This is a genomic window from Neptunicoccus cionae, assembly GCF_002860325.1.
Taxonomy (GTDB): domain Bacteria; phylum Pseudomonadota; class Alphaproteobacteria; order Rhodobacterales; family Rhodobacteraceae; genus Amylibacter; species Amylibacter lutimaris.
Map to the genome: position 1 here is coordinate 466,186 of NZ_PKOJ01000002.1, position 17,590 is coordinate 483,775.

Consider the following 17,590-nt stretch of genomic DNA (forward strand, 5'->3'; position numbering starts at 1 on the left):
GAACGGGGAGCGTTCACTCAGAGCGGCGCGGCCAAGTCCTGCGCAGCCCCTTCGACAACGTCTTTTACCGCCTTGATGCGCGCAAAACCCGCTCGTCCCTTACGCGAAATCAACCACAGCGCCTGATACCGGCGCTGTGGCAGATTATAAACCTTTACCGCCTGCTTTTGTGCAAAAGCATCCACACCTGATTTTGGCAGGATCGTATAGCCGACCCCTTGCGACACTGGCAGAGGGATTTGGCCGATCTGGTTTACAAAACTGCGCAATCGCAGCCTGTCGGCACCCGAATATTCCTGCGGGAAATTGGCCCCCAGCAGATCATCCGCATAAGCGTAGCCGTCAGGATGCGCAATGAAGCCAAGGTCATCCAGCGCTTTTAAGGTCAGGGGTTCGGACGAAAATCCGGATGGGACCACCAGACAGAGTTCTTCTTTGGCTAAACGGGCTGTCTCCAGTCTCGGGTGTGCAACTTTCTCTGAGACCACGCCGATGTCCACTTCTCCGTTCAGCGTGGTTTCTACTATCTGGCGCTGCGGCGCTGCTGTAAGGCGCAGAACCAGTTCCGGCGCTTTGGCCATACGCGCAATCAGTCGGGGGTAAACCCAAACGGCAAAGCTGCCCGAACAGCCCAGCGTCACCACCCCCTTGTCAGGATCATCTCGTGCAACATTGTCCCGCAACGCCGCCTCCTGCCGCCGCCTGTCCTGCCCCAGCGCAAAGACAGCCTCACCCGCCGGTGTCAGTGTGAAAGTCTTGCCGTCCTGTGCGATCAAGGCAGCACCGATTTGCGATTCCAGCTTGCGCAAATGCTGGGACACACCCGGTTGGGTCATGGCCAGCCTGTCAGCAGCACGGGTAAAATGGCCCGTCTCACACAGGGTCGTAAAAGTTTCGAGCCATGTAGCATTTAACATGAGTTACAATCCGTAATGATTTGTATATCAAATCATAATTTTTTATTCTCTTTCGGTCCAGCTATATCCGGTTCAAACGTCATAGAAGGACATCCAAATGACTAAGACACCTACCCCCCGCACGTTTTCCCACATCGGCCTTTCTGTGCCCGACCTCGACAAAGCTGTCGAATTCTACAGTAAGGTTCTGGGCTTTTACGTGATTATGGAACCGACCGAGATTACCGAGGATGACAGCGACATCGGGCAGATGTGCACGGATGTGTTCGGCAAGGGCTGGACCCGCTTGCGGATTGCGCATCTGGCGACTGCGGATCGTGTGGGCATCGAATTGTTCGAAATGGATGGCAACCACCCGCCGCAGGAAAACCTTAACTTCCGCCAGCACGGTACTTTCCATTTTGCCATTCAGGACCCGAACCTCGAAGACCTTTTGGCCAAAATCGTTGCTGCCGGTGGCAAGCAGCGGATGCCCGTACGAGAGTATTTTCCGGATGAGAAACCTTACCGTATGGTTTACGTAGAAGACCCGTTCGGTATCGTGTTCGAGCTTTACAGCCACAGTTACGAACTGACTTATTCCGCCGGCGCTTATAACTGATCTGTCACCGCACTGCACAAAAATGCGCCCTCCGGAAACGGGGGGTGCTGAAGGCGTTACAGAAGTCTTGACACTAAGGTCAAGTTGCTCTGCTGTGGCCGAACCTCATGTTCCTCCAGCAGCAAAGCCTACGCCATGACCAAAGACCCCTTGCTCCAGCCCTATCAGCTTAAACATCTGACACTGCGCAACCGGATCATGACCACCAGTCACGAACCCGCCTACCCCGAGGACGGCATGCCAAAAGCGCGGTACGCCGCCTATCACGCGGAGCGGGCCAAAGCAGGTGTCGCGCTGGCCATGACCGCAGGGTCTGCCGCTGTATCACGCGACAGCCCGCCGGTCTTTAACAACATCCTCGCCTATAAGGACGAAGTTGTTCCCTGGATTCAGCAACTTACCGACGGATGCCATGAACACGGCTGTGCAGTGATGATCCAGTTGACCCATCTGGGGCGGCGCACCGCTTGGAACAAGGGGGACTGGCTGCCCTCGGTTTCCTCTTCCAAACATCGTGAACCCGCACACCGCGCCTTTCCAAAGCTGATTGAAGACTGGGATATAGAGCGGATCATAAATGATTTTGCCGATGCTGCCGAGCGGATGAAAGCGGGCGGCATGGACGGGATAGAGCTTCAGGTTTACGGCCATCTGCTGGACCAGTTCTGGTCCCCCCTGACCAATGATCTTGCCGGGCCTTACGGGGCGGGCACGCTGGAAAACCGGATGCGGTTCCCGATGGACGTGCTGGCCGCCGTGCGCAAGCGTGTGGGCGAAGAGTTCATCATCGGGTTCCGCTATACCGCTGACGAGGCACAAAGGGGCGGGATCAGCGCCGAAGAAGGGCTGGTGATCTCGGAAAAGCTGGCAGAGTCAGGACAGCTCGATTTCTTGAACGTCATTCGTGGTCGTATCCACACCGACCCCGCGATGACGGATGTTATTCCTGTGCAGGGCATGGCAAACGCCCCCCATCTGGATTTTGCCGGAGAGGTGAAAAAGCGCACAGGCATGCCTACCTTTCACGCCGCTAAAATCCCCGATGTAGCCACCGCCCGCCATGCCATCGACGCAGGGCTTTTGGATATGGTCGGCATGACCCGCGCGCATATGGCGGATCCTCATGTGGTGCGCAAGATCATGGAAGGACGCGAGGACGACATCCGCCCCTGTGTCGGTGCAACCTACTGTCTTGACAGGATTTATCAGGCGGGAGATGCGCTGTGCATCCATAACGCAGCCACAGGGCGGGAATTGACCATGCCCCATGACATCCCCCCTGCCGAAACCCAGCGCAAAGTCGTGATCGTCGGCGCCGGTCCTGCGGGGCTGGAGGCGGCTCGCGTTGCGGCAGAGCGTGGGCACGATGTTACCGTATTTGAGGCACAGCCTGATCCAGGCGGCCAGATCCGCCTGACCGCACTCAACCCGCGCCGCCGCGAGATGCTGTCCATCATCGACTGGCGCATGTCCCAATGTGCCGCGCGGGACGTGGCCTTCCACTTTAACACATGGGCCGAACCCGCAGATGTGACTGCGCTGAACCCGGATGTGGTCATCGTGGCAACCGGCGGGATGCCAAATCTGGAACTGTTTGAAACCGGCACCGAGGCTGAACATGTAGTCTCGGCTTGGGACATGATCGCAGGGGATGTGAAACCGGCGCAAAATATCCTGATCTATGACGAAAGCGGCGACCACCCTGCCCTGCAAGCAGCCGAAACCGCAGCTTTTGCCGGATCGAGCGTGGAAATCATGACTCCGGACCGGACCTTCTCGCCAGAGGTGATGGCCATGAACCTTGTGCCTTATATGCGCTCCTTGCAGGACAAGGATGTCACCTTCACCGTCACCCGCCGCCTGCTTGGGGTTGTGCGGGAGGGCAACAAACTGCGCGCCACCATTGGAACTGACTATAGCGAATACACCGAAACGAAAGACTATGACCAGGTCGTGGTGAACTATGGCACCCTGCCCCTTGATGAACTTTACCATGACCTCAAACCGCTCAGCAGCAATGGCGGGGCGGTGGATCACGATGCGCTGATTGCGGGCAGACCGCAGACTGTGATGCGCAACACTCAGGGCCGCTTTCAACTGTTCCGCATTGGCGATGCGGTGTCGGCACGCAACACCCACGCGGCGATTTATGACGCGCTGCGTCTGGTCAAGGATCTGTAACCGTGGTGGCCTGATCCGTCACAGGGTCAGGCCGGTTGTTCAATCACCAGTTCGGGCTGTTCCCCGCCGAGTTGGGCAAAAGCCATCTGGCGGCACGAGAAAACGATCACCTGTAAATCGGTGGCAACACGATGCAATGCGGTGAACATTTTCACGATCCGGTCGTCATCGGAATACACCAGCGCGTCATCCAGAATGATCGGCATCGGGTATCCCTGACGGGCAAAAAGACGGGCAAAGGCCAGCCGAGTCAGGATCGCAATCTGTTCCTGCGTGCCACCGCTCAGCACGTCGAGTTCTTCATGCTGGCCGCCCCGTTCCAGACCGTTTGGCAACAGGCGGCTGCTGTCAAATTCAAGTGCGGCATCATCGTGCAGGATCGACAAAAGCGGCTGCAATTCCTTTTGAACCGGTTCAAAATACACATCCCGCGCCTGCGTCCTGCGGCCTTCCAGTTCTGACACCAGCAGGTTCAGCGAGGCCACCTCGCGGCTGTATCGGGCTTCGCGCGTGCGGGCGGTTTCCAACTTGCCTTGCACTTCAGCCAGTTCTTCTTCGACACCGTCCTCTGCGCGGGCCTGAATGCGGGCGTTATATCCCACAAGCTGCTCCTTCAACTGGCCAATCCGCTTATCTGCCTGCTCTACCACAGTTTTCGCCCGCTTCAGATCAGCAGCCGCAGTTTCGAGATCCGGCGCGTTCTCTTGCAGCGCCAAAAGTGATGCGCTTGCGTCCTTTACAGCGGTTTCTGCGATGCTGGCCTGCCGCGCGGCGGTGGCTTTGCGATCCTCGAAACTGTCCGCTTCACCATAGGCGGCTTTGGCTTCAGCCAGCGCGGCAGCGGCGCGGTTACACTTTTCACGCAATACGCCCTCAGCCTCTCTTGCGCGGGACAGCACCTCGCGACAGCGTTCGTAAACGGCGCGGGCTTCCCGTTCATCCGCTTCACCAGTTTCCAACGCCGCAGCCAGCGCGACGGGATCCTGCACGGACACCTCCCCCGCAGGCACCGCATCCGCTTCCACCCGCGCCTTGGCGAGCAATCCGCGCAGCGTGTCCAGCCCTTCAGGCACCAGTGACGCGATCACCCCTTCCGCCAGTTCCTTGCGCTGTGCAGCCTCCTGCAGTGCGGCAAGGGCAGCGTGGGCCTCTTCAACCGAGCTGACATTTGCCTTGCGCAACGCCGCCTCGAAACCGGACAGCGCCTGCTTGAAGTCCTCTGCCGCCCGATCCCCGTCTTCCCGTTGGCCGGGATCAACCACCAGCGCCCCGATGCCGGGCAGATCAAAGCTCTGTCGGGAGGAAATCGCCACCGCTTCACCGGCATTCACGTCCTTCCCGTCCAAAGACACCCGCGCCGCGCCGTCGTAGTGTAGCGTGACGGTGACGGACTGGGCCTCTGCCCGTGCCTTGGCCTGATGCAGACGGTTTTGCGCGTCTGTTACCGCCTGCATCAATACAGGCGTTATAGTGATACCGTCCAGCTGTGCCTTGGCATCCTCCAAGGCGCGTTGTTGGGTTTCGGCCTTTTCCAGCCGTTCTGACAATTGCTTGACCTGATCCCGTGCCTGACGGGACTGCGCCGCCTGTTGCGCGGCTTTTTCCTGTTCCCGAAATGACTTAACCGCCGCTTGCGCCTGTTCCAGTCGGGCCGCAGCTTGCTGTTCCTGCGTGCCGGCCTCTGCCAATGTCTGACGGGCCGCCTGTAATTCCGACTGAAGACCGGTATCTTCCTGCCGAACCTGTTCCAGCTTTGCCGCCGCCTGCAACAAATTGTTCAGTCTGGTTTGCGCCGCCTCGGACTGAAGGGTTTTCAGGTCCAGATCTTTCGCCGCCTGTCTGGATTTCTCTGCATGGGACTCTGCTTCTTTGAACCGTAATTCTGCGGCGGTCAGCGCATCCTTGCGCTTCTTCCATGCCTCAGGCTCGTTCATCCGCGACAGCTCGGCTTCGCAGCTTTTCCGCCCTGCAAGGTTTTCTGAAAGATCCTTCTTCAGCGCTGAAAGTTCTACCTCCCGAGTTTCAAGCTCCGCAATTTCTGCTTGTATCTGCCCCCAAGGTCCGTTCTTTTTGGCTTTACCGCTCGCAATGGCTAGTTTTGACAGTTCCTCCTGACACCGCGCCAGCACACGATCCATGCGCCGCCCGCCCGTCACCTTGTCAATCTCGCCCGCAACCGAGGACAGCAAATCCCGCCGCGCCCCGAGCAGACGTTCCTTTTCGGCACCAACCGTGCCCGCAGGCTCCAGCCCCGTTGTGCCCTGCTTTACCCAAAGCAGACCCGCCGGACCTTCCAGCCCGTTGTCCATCAGCGCCGCGATCCAGCTTTCGGCCTCGTCGTCCTGCGCCACCAGTGCACCACCCGCCTTGCTGACGCTCGCGCGTTTTTGCGCCAGAAACGACTTTTCGATCACAAAACGCCCACTCGGGATTTCGATCTCTGCGCTGATCTTCACCGCGCCGCCGGAATGGGGCTGAAGGGATTTTACGTCCTTCCCCATGCTGCTGTATTTGGCAAAAAACAACGCATGGAGCGCGTCGAAAAAAGTGGATTTGCCAAATTCGTTGGCTTCGGAGATTACCGTCACACCATCGCCAATATCGCGCAGGGAGGCTGTCCTGCCGCCGAATTTGCGCACATTTGTCAGGCTTAGCGAACGCAGCTTCATGGGGACTCCGATGCGAAAGTGAACAACATCGACAAGGCGTTTTCCGCAACTTCGCGGTCCTCGGCCGACAGGTTGGCATCGTCGGACCGTTCCGCCAGACTTTGCGCCGCCATCCGCAACGCCCCTGCCGTATCCACACTGTCCAGATCAGAGGTATCATGGGTCAGTCGCAGCCGGTCCAGATCCGCATCAAACCACAAGAAATCCGGCGCGACCTGCGCCACCGCCTGCACCAGTGCGGTCTTTTCCGCCAGTCCGATCCGCCCTTCCGCTCGCAAACGGGTCAGCACATCGCGGCGAAGGGACACTTCCGGCAACCCCTGATGGAACTGCCCGACACAATCCCCGTCCGGCATCAGTTCCAACCCGAGGTCTAGCCACTGGATCACACCCGTCGGCACGGTTTTAACGTCCGGCAGTGCATTGCTGCCCTGCACGGTCACGAGATTGGCGCTCGCCTGCATTTTATGCTTGAAACTGTCCCGCTCCGGCGTGCCGGAAAACCATGTGCGTTTGCCAACTTCGATCTGCCCGTGCCAGTCACCCAGCGCAAGATAGGCCAGACCGGAGCGTTCGGCCCGATCCGGTGGAATAATCGCCGCCGAACCGTCTTCAGAGATGCTCTTTTCGCCACCGCTAAAATCTTTGATCCCGCCGTGCCCAAGCCCGATGCGGATTGATCCTTCCGGCGTAGCCTGCCCCATTGCCTCGGTCAGATCACGCCCGGGATTGCGCGCGGTACAGGGCGCGGGCAGCAGAACCGCCCCTTCGCCCAGTTCCAACGGCCTGCTCTCCAGTACGAGTGTCAGATTATCCGGCTTGTCCTTGGCGATAACCCGCCACAGCTCGCTCGCCGCGAGGGAATCGTGATTGCCCGGCATCATCACCCAGCGCAATCCGGTATCCTGTGCGATGGCGTTCAGCGTCTGGCGCACCAGCGAAGGCGTGGGCGTTTCCGCGTCAAACGTGTCACCTGCCAGCAGGATTACCCCTGCGCCGCCTTCGCGCGCAGTGGCGGCCAGTCTGGCAATCACACCATTGCGGGCTTCCCGCAAACGGCCCCGGACCTCTTCGGGAAAGCGGCCAAAGGGTTTGCCCAGATGCAGGTCGGAAGAATGCAGGAACCGGATCATTTGCGCGCCCCTGTGAACAAGTTGAAAACACGGGCTTTCATGCCGGACCAAATGGGGATTAGCATGTGACGGACTCCAAAACCTGCTACACTCCCAAGTCATACAAACTTGGCTGCTGCGAACAAGCCAATTGGCGCTGTTTAATCAAAATCCTGTTGCAATACCGTGGCGTAAAACTTTGCACAGCGCACCCTTGTGGTTTGCCCCTCATCAGGTGAAACTGCGTCGGTAAACGAACAGGTCCAATGCGCAAGCGCTTTGGGCCGTTTTATTCAGCAGGAACAAGGAAGACCCTATGAAACTTCTCCGATACGGCGCCCCGGGTGCCGAGAAACCCGCAATGATGGACGAGAACGGTACGCTGCGGGACCTGTCGGGACACATTAGCGATCTGGACGGGTCGCAACTGTCGGACGAGGCGCTTGCGAAACTGGCAGCACTTGATCCCGCCAGCCTGCCTGCGGTCGAAGGCTCCCCCCGTATCGGGCCTTGTGTGGCCAACATCGGAAAGTTCATGTGCATCGGGTTGAACTACTCCGATCACGCCGCAGAAACCGGCGCAAGTATTCCCGAACACCCGATCCTGTTCATGAAAGCGAACTCTGCCATAGTCGGGCCCAATGACACAGTGGTCATGCCGCGAGGTTCAACCAAGACCGATTGGGAAGTCGAACTGGGCGTTGTCATTGGCAAGACTGCAAAATACGTCAAAAAGGAAGACGCGCTCGAGCATGTGGCCGGATATTGTATCGTCAACGATGTTTCAGAGCGTCACTTTCAAAAGCACATGTCCGGCAACTGGACCAAAGGCAAATCCTGCGACACATTCGGGCCTACCGGCCCGTGGCTGGTAACACGGGACGAAATCCCCGATCCCCAAGCGCTCGACATGACGCTGGATGTGAACGGCAAACGGATGCAGACCGGCAATACCGGCACGATGATCTTTACCGTAGCCGAAATTATCGAGCATCTGTCCCATCTTTTCACCCTGCATCCCGGCGATGTGATTGCAACAGGAACACCTCCGGGCGTCGGTCTGGGAATGAAGCCGCCCACCTTCCTGAAAGACGGTGACGTGATGGAGCTGAACATCGCCGGGCTTGGCACCCAAAAACAGGCAGTCAAGGCGGACAGTTAAACGGCCACCGCCCCTGATAAACGGGGGCGGTTCCACCCGTCGTCAGAGCCGTTTCAGCCCCTGACAAATCTGTTCGACGATATCATCGACACTTTCAACGATATCAACCGTAACGGCTGTTTCCTGCGGCCCGAAGGCTTCCAATGCGTCAAACTGACTCTGGAGCAGGTCCGGCGGCATGAAATGCCCGCTGCGCGCCTGCATCCGTTGCGCGATAAATTCTTGTGATCCCTGAAGCAGAACAAACACAACTTCCCGTCCAGCTTGCTGGCGCAATCTGTCCCGGTAGGCAGTTTTCAAAGCCGAGCAAGCCATCACCAGACACCCGTGATCCGGCCCGCCCAGCTCCTGCCCGACACGATCAAGCCAGGGCCAGCGGTCCGCGTCTGTCAGCGGCTCTCCATTGGACATTTTCCGGATATTGGCGCCGGGGTGAAAATCATCCCCGTCCTGGAACATCCCGCCAAGACGTTTGGCAAGCGCCGCCCCGACAGTGGACTTTCCGCAGCCCGAAACGCCCATGATCACAATTCTGTCTGTCACAGGCGCGCCAACCGGTCAGGCTGCACGGCGTTGGGCTGCGCAATCGCGCATGGCCTGCCCGAAAGCCTCAAACAGCGGACGTGAAACCGGATCATTCGCCGCGTTCCATTCCGGATGCCATTGCACGGCCAGCGCAAACCCCGGCGCACCTTCAATGCGGATTGCTTCGGGCGTACCGTCCGGTGCGTGGCCTTCGACCACCACCCGTTCACCGGCTTCCTTGATCCCCTGTCCGTGAAGGGAATTGGTCAGCACGACATCACTGCCGAAAATTCCTTCAAACACACCACCTTTGGTCAGGGTAATGTCATGACGATGGGCGAATTTCTCTTCAATGGTGCCATCGGGCGGCATCCGGTGGTTCATCCGTCCGGGCAGATCACGAATCTCGGGGTAGAGCGTGCCGCCGAAGGCCACGTTGAATTCCTGAAACCCGCGGCAAATCCCGAGGATCGGCACACCCCGTTCAACGCAGGCGCGGATCAGAGGCAGGGTCAGCCGGTCACGATCCCGATCGAAATCACCATGGGCGGGAGTTGCTGTCTCACCGTATTCCTCTGGATGGATATTCGGCCGCGCACCGGTAAAAACGAACCCGTCAAACACCGAACACAGATCGTCAATATGGTTCAGATCCGGTAAGGCGGGCACCACAAGTGCAGTGGCCTCGCAGACTTCAGAGACAGCATACAGGTTATGCAAACCACAGGCCTGCACTGCATACTCTTCGTTAATCATATGAGCATTGCCACTTATTCCGACTACTGGGCGCACCATGTCACTCTCGTTTGTTTTTGCATGCTAAAGGATTAGTCCGAAGCCGCAGCGGATTGCAAGCCCTGCGCAAAGAACAGGGCCGGGACACTACGGAACCGGCTTCAATGTTCAAAAAATACTCAGATCACGGAATGCAGTGGCAAAAGTTCAGGCTTCGGCAGTAAACGCCGCAGCCTCGATCCCTGCAACGGCACAGATGGCATCGTTTTCCGATGTGTCACCGGTTACGCCGACAGCGCCCATAATCGTACCCTTCTTGTCCTTGACCAATACGCCACCGGAAAGGGGTACAAACCGCCCGCCATAAGCACCGTTCATGGCATTCATGGCATAGGCCTGCGTTTCGGCCCGCTCCATCGCACGGGAACTGGGCATCCCCAGCATGACCGCTGCGTTGGCCTTGCCGTCGGCGATCTGGAAGCGCCCCGCAGAGGCGCCGTCCTGACGTTCAAAGGCCAGCACATTGCCGCCCTGATCTAGCACCACCACTGACAGGGGTTGCAACCCCATCTCCTTGCCTTTTGCAAAGGCCGCGCGGACAATCTTGCGGCATTTCGCCAGATTCAAACCAGCCATTTAACGGGTTCCTTTCAGCTCCAGACGCCGTGCATGCAGGATCGGCTCGGTATAACCCGAGGGTTGCACGGTCCCGCGGAAGACCAAATCACAGGCGGCCTGAAAAGCCAAGCCGTTGAAATCCGGTCCCATAGGATCATAGGTCGGATCACCGGCGTTCTGTTCATCCACGACCAAGGCCATGCGGCGCATGATCTCCATCACCTGATCCCGATGCACTACACCGTGATACAACCAGTTTGCAATGTGCTGGCTTGAAATCCGGCAGGTGGCGCGGTCTTCCATCAGGCCCACATTGTTGATGTCGGGCACTTTGGAACAGCCCACGCCCTGATCAATCCAGCGCACTACATAACCCAGAATACCTTGCGCGTTGTTCTCAACTTCGCGGGTGATTTCCGCATCGGACCAGTTCTGTCCCCGCGCCACCGGAATTTGCAGGATCGTATCCACAGATGCCCGCGCCCCGCCTGCGGCGATTTCCTTCTGCCGCTCCAGCACATCTACCTTGTGATAGTGCATGGCGTGCAAGGTCGCAGCGGTCGGGCTTGGCACCCACGCACAGTTTGCGCCTGCCTGCGGATGAGCAATCTTGGCGGCCAGCATATCGGCCATCTGATCCGGCATGGCCCACATGCCCTTGCCGATCTGCGCCTTACCCTGCAACCCGCAGGCCAGTCCGACATCCACGTTGTGATCCTCATAGGCTGCGATCCACGGTTCGCCCTTGATGTCATCCTTGCGCAGGAAGGGGCCGGCCTCCATCGAGGTGTGGATTTCATCGCCGGTGCGGTCCAGAAAACCTGTGTTGATAAAGGCGACACGGTTCTTGGCCGCGCGGATACATTCGCCAAGGTTTACCGTGGTGCGGCGTTCTTCATCCATGATGCCCAGCTTCACCGTGTATTGCGGCAGGCCCAGCGCCTGTTCCACGCGGGTAAAGATTTCATCCGCAAAAGCCACTTCTTCGGGGCCGTGCATCTTGGGTTTCACCACATAGACAGAGCCTTTGACCGAATTGCCGCTCTCGCGCTGCAAGTCGTGCATGGCGCAAAGCGTGGTGCACATGGCGTCCATGATCCCCTCTCCCACTTCCAAACCGTCACGGTCCAGAATGGCAGGGTTTGTCATCAGATGGCCCACATTGCGCACCAGCATCAGGGCGCGGCCCTTCAGGGCCAGCGTGCTGCCATCAGGTGCCGTGTATTCGCGGTCGGGGTTGAGCGCACGGGTAAACGTCTTGTCCCCTTTAGTAACGCTCTCTGACAGATCGCCCTTCATCAATCCCAGCCAGTTGGAATAGGCCAGAACCTTGTCTTCCGCATCCACAGCGGCCACAGAATCTTCGCAGTCCATGATCGACGACATGGCAGATTCCAGCAGGATATCCGCGATACCCGCCTTGTCCACGCTGCCGATCTGGTGATCGCGGTCAATCGTCAGTTCCGCGTGCAAGCCGTTGGTTTTCAGAAGAACCGCGCTCGGGATTGCTGCATCGCCACGGTAGCCTGCGAATTGCGACGGTTTGGCCAGCGCCACACCGTCTGCCTGCAAAGCCCCGTCCACGACAGCATATTGTCCCACATCCGCGTGAGATCCGCTGGCCAATGGGAAGGTTTCATCAAGATAGGCTTTTGCCCAAGCGATTACTTCCGCGCCCCGATCCGCAGAATAGCCACCCTTTGGCGCCGTGCTGCCCATAGCGTCCGTACCGTAAAGCGCATCGTAAAGGCTGCCCCAACGGGCGTTTGCCGCGTTCAGCGCATAGCGGGCATTCATGATCGGCACCACAAGTTGCGGTCCCGGCACGGCCGCGATTTCCGGATCAACGTTCGTAGTTTCGATCTGGAAGTCCGGCCCCTTGGGAACCAGATACCCGATCTCTTGCAGGAAGGCCTTATATTCGGCCGCATCGTGGTCCTGCCCGCGCCGCTCAATGTGCCAGCCGTCAATCTGGGCCTTAATCTCTTTGCGCTTTTCCAGCAGCGCGCGGTTTTTCGGGCCGAGGTTATGGACCAGTGCGGACAGGCCGCTCCAGAAGCGGTCCGCCGATACGCCGGTGTCCGGTAGGGCACGCGTTTCAATAAACTCGGCCAGTTCTGCGTCAACCTGGAGCCCGTGTCTGTCTTTGCGTACCATAGTATACCTCTTAAAGTTTCACCGGATTAACTAAGCCACTGCGAAACACGAGTCAAATTGACTTGGCACACTTCCGGCGCATGTCAGGGGCAAAACCGCGTTTTTTCGCATACCGCCAACCTGCCGCAAAAAACGCTCTTGAACCTGCCCACTGTTCCCATGCAGTTTGCACGCAACTCAGGAGATTATCCATGCGCCCTACCACGACCCCGCCGACCATCCGTCTGTCCGACTACAAGCAACCGGAATTCTGGATCGAAACCGTTGATCTGCATTTCAAATTGCACCCGACAGAAACACGGGTCCGTTCCAGAATTGTGTTCAAAGGAAATACAGAGCGCACCGATGGCCCCCATGACCTGCGCCTGCACGGTCAGGACCTGAAGCTGATCAGCGCCAGCATCAACGGCACCCCCCTGAAAGACGATGAAATCCTGATCGACGCCGAAGGGCTGACCATTCCGGGCGATCTGGTGCCGCAGGACGGTTTCATCTGGGAGGCCGAGGTGCAGACCAACCCGCAGGCCAATACTTCGCTCAACGGGCTATATATGTCGAAAGGCATGTATTGCACCCAATGCGAGGCCGAAGGCTTTCGCAAGATCACCTATTATCTGGACCGCCCCGATGTGATGGCCGTCTTTACGGTGGAGATCGAAGGCGATGTGCCGGTCCTTCTGTCCAACGGCAATAATCTGGGAAATGGTAAATGGCATGACCCGTGGCCCAAACCCGCCTATCTGTTCGCGCTGGTGGCCGGTGATCTGGTGTCTTACGACGATCATTTCACTACGATGAACGGGCGCGAGGTGGACCTGCAAATCTTTGTCCGCCCCGGCGATGAAGGCAAATGCGCCTATGCGATGGACGCGCTGAAACGTTCGATGCGTTGGGATGAAACAGAATACGGGCGCGAATATGATCTTAACCTGTTCATGATCGTCGCCGTGGATGATTTCAACATGGGCGCAATGGAGAACAAGGGGTTGAACATCTTCAACTCTAAATACGTTCTGGCCAGCCCCAAAACCGCAACCGACCGCGATTATGAATTGATCGAGGGCATCATTGCGCACGAGTATTTCCACAACTGGACCGGCAACCGCATCACCTGCCGCGACTGGTTCCAGTTGTGCCTGAAAGAGGGTCTGACAGTATTCCGCGACCAGCAGTTCAGCGGCGATGCGCGGTCCCATGCGGTGAACCGGATCGAAAACGTCCTGCAACTGCGTGCGCGCCAGTTCCGCGAGGATGCAGGCCCGCTGGCCCATCCGGTGCGCCCTGAAGAATACATCGAAATCAACAACTTCTATACCGCGACCGTTTATGAAAAAGGCGCCGAGGTAATCGGGATGCTGCGTACACTTGTGGGCGCAGACAATTACCGCCGCGCACTGGATCTGTATTTCGAGCGCCACGACGGGCAAGCCTGCACGATCGAGGACTGGATCAAAGTGTTCGAGGACGCCTGCAACACCGACCTGTCCCAGTTCGCCCTGTGGTATTCTCAGGCCGGCACGCCGCGCATCACCGTGACGGAGGATTTTTCCGGTGACACGCTAACCCTGACCTTTACCCAGACAAATCCCGACACGCCGGGCCAGACCAACAAGAAACCCCAAGTGGTTCCGATCCGTACAGGGTTTCTTGCAGCGGACGGATCAGAGGCCGCACCTGAGCAACTGCTGGTGCTGGACGAGGCGCTGAAATCGTTCGAGATCAACGGGCTGGTAGACAAACCAACTCTGTCGCTGCTGCGCGGGTTTTCTGCCCCTGTGGTACTGGAACGCCAGACCACCAATGCAGAACGGGCATTTCTGCTGACCTATGACAGCGATCCGTTTAACCAGTGGGAAGCGGGCCGCGATTATGCTCTCGACCTGTTACAGGACATGATCCTGAACAGTGCAGAGGTCGATCCGGCCTTCGCCAAAGCGATGCGGGCGGTGGCTGTGAACGAAGCGCTCGACCCTGCCTTCCGCGCGCTGGTTCTGTCGCTGCCCTCTGAGGACGCGCTGGCGCAGGCGATTTTCGAACAGGGTACCGCCCCTGATCCTGATGCGATTTATGCGGCCCGTCAAACATTGGCCAAAGCGGTGGCGACTGAACTCTCAGACGACCTGCAAGGCCTCTACACTGAATTGGCCACCCCCGGCCCTTACACACCAGACGCCGAAGCCGCGGGCAAACGCAGCTTGCGCGGGGCGGTTCTGTCCCTGATCAGCCATCTTGAGGACGATTGCGCCACCGCCAAGGCCCAGTTTGCGGCTGCGGACAATATGACCGAGCAACTTTCCGCGCTGTCTACGCTGATCCGCCACGGTCAGGGCGACGCAGAGGTGCAGGCGTTTTACGATCAATGGCAGGCCGACCGTCTGGTGATCGACAAATGGTTCACCGTACAGGTGGCCAGTGCCCCTGCGGACAAAGCCGTCGATGTGGCCCGCGCCCTGACACAGCATAAGGATTTCGACTGGAAGAACCCGAACCGCTATCGCAGCCTGATTGCCGGATTTGCCATGATGAATCCCGCAGGTTTCCACCGCAAGGACGGCGCAGGCTATGAATTCTTTGCCGACTGGCTGATCAAACTGGACCCTGTGAACCCGCAAACCACTGCGCGGATGTGCGGCGGGTTTGAAACATGGCGGCGTTATGATGCCAGCCGCCAGCAGTTGATGCAGGCGCAGTTACAGCGGATCGCTGATTTGCCCGATCTGTCCAAAGATACGGCAGAAATCGTCGGTAAAATCCTGAACTGACGGTTTCGCCAATCCTGACACGCCAAGCGGCTTGCACTACGGCTCACATGGGCCTAGAACGCAGTCCGTATTCCACAACGCTGCGCAAAGGCCCTGCACATGCTCGATCTGACCTATACCGCCCCGAAACCCAAAGTCATCTCCGGTGCGACCGGCGATTGGGAACTTGTGATCGGCATGGAAATCCACGCGCAGGTGGCCTCGAACGCCAAACTGTTCTCCGGCGCCTCGACCGAGTTCGGCGCAGAGCCGAACTCTAACGTCTCTTTCGTGGATGCGGCCATGCCCGGCATGCTGCCCGTGATCAACGAATACTGCGTGGAACAGGCCGTGCGCACCGGCCTTGGCATCAATGCGGACATCAACCTGTTTTCCGCCTTCGACCGTAAGAACTATTTCTACCCCGACCTGCCCCAAGGCTATCAGATCAGCCAGTTGTACCACCCGATTGTGGGCGAAGGCGAAGTGCTGGTGGATATGGAACCGGGCGTGGGCCGTCTGGTGCGGATTGAACGGATCCACCTTGAACAGGACGCAGGCAAATCCGTCCACGATATGGACCCGAACATGTCGTTTGTGGACCTGAACCGCACCGGCGTTGCGCTGATGGAAATCGTCTCGCGTCCTGACATTCGCGGCCCCGAAGAAGCCGCCGCCTATGTGACCAAACTGCGCCAGATCCTGCGCTATCTGGGCACCTGTGACGGCAACATGCAGAACGGCAACATGCGCGCGGATGTGAACGTGTCGGTCTGTCGCCCCGGTGATTATGAAAAATTTGCTGAAACAATGGATTTCAGCGTGCTAGGCACCCGGTGCGAGATCAAGAACATGAACTCCATGCGGTTCATGCAATTGGCCATTGATTATGAAGCCCGCCGCCAGATCGCCATTCTGGAAGACGGTGGCACCATTGATCAGGAAACCCGCCTGTACGACGCGGATAAGAATGAAACCCGCTCCATGCGTTCCAAGGAAGAAGCCCACGATTACCGCTACTTCCCCTGCCCCGATCTGCTGCCCCTTGAGATTGATCAAGAGTGGGTGGATGACATCAAAGCCGGCCTGCCCGAACTGCCAGACGCCAAACGCGCGCGCTTCATGGCGGACTTCGGCCTGTCCGAATATGACGCATCCGTTCTGACCGCTGACGTGGAAAACGCCGACTTCTTTGAAAAAGTGGCCGAAGGCAATGACGGCAAGCTGGCGGCAAACTGGGTGATCAACGAGCTGTTCGGCCGACTGAAAAAGGACGACAAGGACATCTCTACCAGCCCTGTGTCTCCGGACCAGTTGGGCGGGATCATCAAATTGATCACCAAGGGCGATATTTCCGGCAAGATCGCCAAAGACCTGTTTGAGATCGTCTACACCGAAGGCGGTGATCCGGCGCAGATCGTGGAAGAGCGCGGCATGAAACAGGTCACGGACACCGGCGCGATTGAAGCCGCCGTGGACGAGATCATGGCCGCAAACCCCGCGCAGGTGGAAAAAGCCAAAGAGAACCCGAAACTCGCAGGCTGGTTCGTCGGTCAGGTGATGAAGGCAACGGGCGGCAAGGCCAACCCGAAAGCCGTAAACGAGATCATCGCAGCTAAACTGGCGGGTTAATCCCCCGCCAGCCACGCAGACAGCGGTTGTACGCCAAAATCCGGTCGGGATGGTTCATCCAGTATATGGATCATCTCGATCGAATGGCCGTCGGGGTCTTTGAAATAGATCGAAACCGCGGGCATCCAGCCGATCACAACAGGCTCTTGCACCGGCTCACCGTCAAGGCCAAGGGGCGCAAGCCCCGCCTCTTTCACAAAGTCATAGCTGTTCAGGATGGTGTCACGGTCCACCTGAAACGCGAAATGCAGCACCATGCCAAGCGGCGCACTCCCCGCGCCCCAAAGCCCGAGCATACTGCGGTTTTTGCCGCCCACCCAGAAAAACGCGATGTTTCGCTCTGTATTCCTGTGGGCGAGCTCCAACCCCATTACATCGCGGTAAAACGCGATGGAAGTTTCCAGGTTTCGCACCGGAAGATGGGTTTCGTAAACGCCAGTGATGGCAGGTTTGTTTAATTGTGTCATAGGTTTGGCTCCTTGTCTGAAATCGAATCAGACCTTACGACCTCAACCAAACTTCAGGTCAAACGGAAAAAAG

General features: G+C 58.2%; 13 protein-coding genes. 5 read left to right on the forward strand and 8 right to left on the reverse strand.

The genetic code is table 11. From position 1 onward, the window contains the following. Nucleotides 1–17: 17 nt before the first annotated feature. Nucleotides 18–917, reverse strand: coding sequence for a LysR family transcriptional regulator (locus C0U40_RS08140; RefSeq protein ID WP_101655254.1), 900 nt, complete (start codon nt 915–917; stop codon nt 18–20). Between the two features lie 97 nt (nt 918–1,014). Here C0U40_RS08140 and C0U40_RS08145 point away from each other — a divergent pair, with 97 nt between their 5' ends. Further along, nucleotides 1,015–1,518: a lactoylglutathione lyase family protein gene (locus C0U40_RS08145; protein ID WP_101655255.1), complete on the forward strand. Its 504-nt coding sequence runs from the start codon at nt 1,015–1,017 to the stop codon at nt 1,516–1,518. A gap of 135 nt (nt 1,519–1,653) precedes the next feature. Next, nucleotides 1,654–3,699: an NADH:flavin oxidoreductase gene (locus C0U40_RS08150; RefSeq protein WP_101655256.1), complete on the forward strand. Its 2,046-nt coding sequence runs from the start codon at nt 1,654–1,656 to the stop codon at nt 3,697–3,699. Nucleotides 3,700–3,725: 26 nt separating this feature from the next. Here the strand turns inward: C0U40_RS08150 and C0U40_RS08155 are convergent, their stop codons facing one another. After that, a complete protein-coding gene (locus C0U40_RS08155) occupies nt 3,726–6,368 on the reverse strand; it encodes an AAA family ATPase (RefSeq protein ID WP_101655257.1) in 2,643 nt (880 codons plus the stop codon). Beyond that, nucleotides 6,365–7,501: a metallophosphoesterase family protein gene (locus C0U40_RS08160; protein WP_101655258.1), complete on the reverse strand. Its 1,137-nt coding sequence runs from the start codon at nt 7,499–7,501 to the stop codon at nt 6,365–6,367. Before C0U40_RS08160 ends, C0U40_RS08155 begins: the two co-directional genes overlap by 4 nt. Before the next feature lie 295 nt (nt 7,502–7,796). On the opposite strand from C0U40_RS08160, the gene C0U40_RS08165 reads away from it, so the two are divergent. Beyond that, nucleotides 7,797–8,642 carry a fumarylacetoacetate hydrolase family protein gene (locus C0U40_RS08165; protein WP_101655259.1) on the forward strand — a complete coding sequence of 282 codons (846 nt, stop codon included), beginning with the start codon at nt 7,797–7,799 and terminating at the stop codon, nt 8,640–8,642. A gap of 42 nt (nt 8,643–8,684) precedes the next feature. On the opposite strand, the gene C0U40_RS08170 is transcribed toward C0U40_RS08165, so the two are convergent. The 4 genes from C0U40_RS08170 to C0U40_RS08185 all read right to left on the reverse strand — a co-directional run bounded on the left by C0U40_RS08170 (nt 8,685) and on the right by C0U40_RS08185 (nt 12,677). Then, entirely contained in the window at nt 8,685–9,185 is a 501-nt protein-coding gene (locus C0U40_RS08170; protein WP_286134852.1) for a gluconokinase, read from the reverse strand. Nucleotides 9,186–9,200: 15 nt separating this feature from the next. Then, a complete protein-coding gene (locus tag C0U40_RS08175; protein WP_101655261.1) occupies nt 9,201–9,962 on the reverse strand; it encodes a gamma-glutamyl-gamma-aminobutyrate hydrolase family protein in 762 nt (253 codons plus the stop codon). 147 nt (nt 9,963–10,109) lie between these two features. Then, nucleotides 10,110–10,538 (reverse strand): GlcG/HbpS family heme-binding protein, encoded by a 429-nt coding sequence (locus tag C0U40_RS08180; RefSeq protein WP_101655262.1) that lies wholly within the window; start codon nt 10,536–10,538, stop codon nt 10,110–10,112. Further along, nucleotides 10,539–12,677, reverse strand: a complete 2,139-nt coding sequence (locus C0U40_RS08185; RefSeq protein ID WP_101655263.1) for a malate synthase G — start codon at nt 12,675–12,677, stop codon at nt 10,539–10,541. It lies immediately after the preceding gene. A 191-nt stretch (nt 12,678–12,868) separates the two neighbouring features. On the opposite strand from C0U40_RS08185, the gene pepN reads away from it, so the two are divergent. Then, nucleotides 12,869–15,439, forward strand: coding sequence for an aminopeptidase N (gene pepN, locus C0U40_RS08190; protein WP_101655264.1), 2,571 nt, complete (start codon nt 12,869–12,871; stop codon nt 15,437–15,439). Nucleotides 15,440–15,538: 99 nt separating this feature from the next. Then, nucleotides 15,539–17,050, forward strand: a complete 1,512-nt coding sequence (gatB, locus tag C0U40_RS08195) for an Asp-tRNA(Asn)/Glu-tRNA(Gln) amidotransferase subunit GatB (RefSeq protein ID WP_101655265.1) — start codon at nt 15,539–15,541, stop codon at nt 17,048–17,050. On the opposite strand, the gene C0U40_RS08200 is transcribed toward gatB, so the two are convergent. Then, nucleotides 17,047–17,517, reverse strand: a complete 471-nt coding sequence (locus C0U40_RS08200; RefSeq protein ID WP_101655266.1) for a VOC family protein — start codon at nt 17,515–17,517, stop codon at nt 17,047–17,049. The two genes, gatB and C0U40_RS08200, sit on opposite strands and share 4 nt — an antisense overlap. Nucleotides 17,518–17,590 lie beyond the last annotated feature (73 nt).